Annotated in this window: 3 protein-coding genes; 2 read left to right on the top strand and 1 reads right to left on the bottom strand. The window is 45.6% G+C overall.

Going from position 1 to position 2,737, the window contains the following annotated elements; all coding sequences use genetic code 11:
* The coding region (gene rodA / locus DDR33_RS14375) for a rod shape-determining protein RodA (RefSeq protein WP_202913744.1) at positions 1-1,205 on the top strand (1,205 nt) is incomplete at its 5' end.
* An 11-nt stretch (positions 1,206-1,216) separates the two neighbouring features.
* Here the strand turns inward: rodA and DDR33_RS14370 are convergent.
* On the bottom strand, positions 1,217-2,062 hold the full coding sequence (locus tag DDR33_RS14370; protein WP_109416496.1) for a hypothetical protein: 846 nt from the start codon (positions 2,060-2,062) through the stop codon (positions 1,217-1,219).
* A gap of 79 nt (positions 2,063-2,141) precedes the next feature.
* Here DDR33_RS14370 and DDR33_RS14365 point away from each other — a divergent pair, with 79 nt between their 5' ends.
* Positions 2,142-2,717, top strand: coding sequence for a thymidine kinase (locus DDR33_RS14365; RefSeq protein ID WP_109416589.1), 576 nt, complete (start codon positions 2,142-2,144; stop codon positions 2,715-2,717).
* Positions 2,718-2,737 lie beyond the last annotated feature (20 nt).

Genomic DNA, 2,737 nt, shown 5'->3' with positions numbered 1-2,737 from the left:
ATCTGGCTCTGTGTACTATTGGTTGGTTTAACATACATGCCGCCGTTTACGATCCTCTGAATCCTGGGCTTACAGATCTCAGCACGAACTACAGTAAACAGTTTTTCTTCATTATTGCGGCACTGATCATCGGGTTCATTATCCTGATCATCGATGGCAAGTTCTTTAGTACATTTTCCCCGGTTTTCTACGGTGTCACCCTCCTCCTGCTTATCGCGGTCCTCATAGTGGGTAGAAATGTCGGAGGAAACCAGGCATGGATCCCGATCGGAAATTTCAGGTTACAGCCATCAGAATTTGCGAAATTCTCAACTTGTCTGCTACTGGCTCATTACATCAGCTCAAGCAACCTGAAAATGAGCGATTTAAAAATGATTGGCATCTGCCTCCTCATCCTGCTCATTCCCACTGCTCTTATTATGCTCCAGCCTGACACCGGCTCTGCTCTCACCTTTACCTCTCTTATTTTTGCACTCTACCGCGAAGGTTTGTCCGGTTATATCCTGATCATAGGAGCAATCCTGATTGCGCTCTTTGTTTTAACGCTGCTTTTTAATAAACTGCTGCTGATAGGAATACTTGTCGGCATTGCTGCCCTGATCATGATCCTGGTCCGGAGGAGCAGGAGATTCATTGTGCCTCTTCTGATCATCCTGACAGGCTGTATCCTGTTCATTTTCAGCGTCAATTTTGCTTACCAGAACATTTTAGGAGCTCACCAGAGAAATCGTATAGACGTTATACTCGGAAAAATCAACGATCCCAGGGGACAGGGATATAACTTGAACCAATCAAAGATTGCGATCGGATCAGGTGGCCTATGGGGCAAGGGATACCTTCAGGGAACTCAAACCAAGTATGATTTCGTCCCCGAGCAGAGTACGGATTTTATATTCTGTACAGTAGGAGAAGAATGGGGGTTCGCAGGAAGCGTAGTCGTAATTGGACTTTATCTTACTCTCCTACTCCGGATTGTAAATATTGCAGAGCGCCAGCGCTCATCATTTACCAGGATATATGGCTATGGCGTAGCCTCTATCTTTTTCTTCCACTTCTTTATTAATATCGGGATGACAATAGGACTGGTTCCTGTCATAGGAATTCCACTTCCGTTCCTTAGCTATGGAGGATCATCATTGTGGAGTTTTACCATACTCCTGTTTATCCTGCTAAAGCTCGACTCTAACAGGATGGGAGTACTCTAACAGATCTGGAATTATACGTTACCCGAAAATCGTCTGTGCAATATCTCGTACAGCTTTTCTACCGTTGTTTCCTTGGAGCTCCAGTTGTTTTTCTCAGCATAATTCGACTTGAGAAAATGGTCAGCTGGTTCAAATGAATCAAACCTGTTCAAAATTTCGATAGCTTCACTATATGCAAGGCTGTATCCGTTGAAAAGCTCCTTAATGAACAACAGTTTGTCATTAAGGCTAATGATCGCCTTGAGGTCTTTAACCGGCTGATGTGTATATTTTCCGGCAACTGAATCCTGAGCTTTCTGTCCTGAAATAATATCGTTCAGGGTGCGCACAGGAGCCTGGCCCTGCGGAACTGGTTTTATTTCCGGTTCGTGTCTGACAGGCACAACTACCTCAGGAATTGAAGGCTCTTTTACAGGTTCGGAGACTTTGACTTCAGGACCAGGAGCTGATCTTACAGGCTCTTCCCAAACCGGTTTACTGGCAGGTAACACCTGAACTTCCTCAATTGCAGGCCTTGCGGGAGCTTCCCTTGCCTTTTCTTCCTCAGCAACGAACGGCACTTCCGGTGTACTTTTCTCCTTTGGTATAAAGCTATCGCTTACGGGAGGAGGAGGAGGAGTCAAAATCATTTCAGTTACCACCACCGGTTCACTTGCCGCTGCAGGCTTCTCTGTTTTAGCCTCACTTAACTTCTTTAAAATTTTAATATGATCTGCAAGAAAGTCTGCATTGGCAGAAAGCAGCTCAAGTTCAAGTTCGTTCAGACTACCCGGATTTTCGGCGATATATTGATATTGATCATTTAACTCTGCTAAAATCCCTCCTATTTTCTTGAATAACTCTGTTTTGTTTATCATGATGGAACTGGAATTTATGTTGGTAATTCGGTTGCCAAAAGTAGCATTTAATTCTGATATTAGCCCCCTTCAAAGGGATATGCTGTTTAGCGAACTACATTTCAGGTCAAAGGAGGGTCCGAGAGGAAGCATTGAAGTGATTTGCGGATCTATGTTCTCAGGCAAAACTGAAGAGCTCATCCGCAGGCTCAGAAGAGCGCAAATTGCGAAGTTAAACGTAGAGATCTTTAAGCCGAAGACCGATACGCGGTATGATGAAACGGCAGTTGTATCCCACGATTCAAACTCCATTCAATCCACTCCCGTTGAGAACTCCGTCTCTATTCTGCTCCTTGGAACCCACACACAGGTTGTAGGAATTGATGAAGCACAGTTTTTTGACGAAGGCCTCCCCGAAGTATGCGTTGAACTGGCAAACCGGGGAATCCGCGTGATTATTGCCGGGCTCGATATGGATTTCCAGGGCAGACCCTTCGGGCCGATGCCCGCCTTGATGGCTATAGCAGAAGATGTCACTAAAGTTCACGCGATCTGCGTTCAATGCGGAGCGCCTGCAAGCTTCTCCTACCGCACAACAGGATCAGCATCCCGGATACTCCTCGGAGAAAAGGAAAGTTACGAACCCAGATGCAGACAATGCTTCGGCAACAGCTAACACCACTCCAACCGCCCCCT

Source organism: Pararcticibacter amylolyticus, from assembly GCF_003130405.1.
In the GTDB taxonomy this organism is placed as follows: domain Bacteria; phylum Bacteroidota; class Bacteroidia; order Sphingobacteriales; family Sphingobacteriaceae; genus Arcticibacter; species Arcticibacter amylolyticus.
The sequence above is the reverse complement of the archived record's forward strand: the minus strand, read 5'-3'. Positions and strand labels throughout refer to the sequence as shown.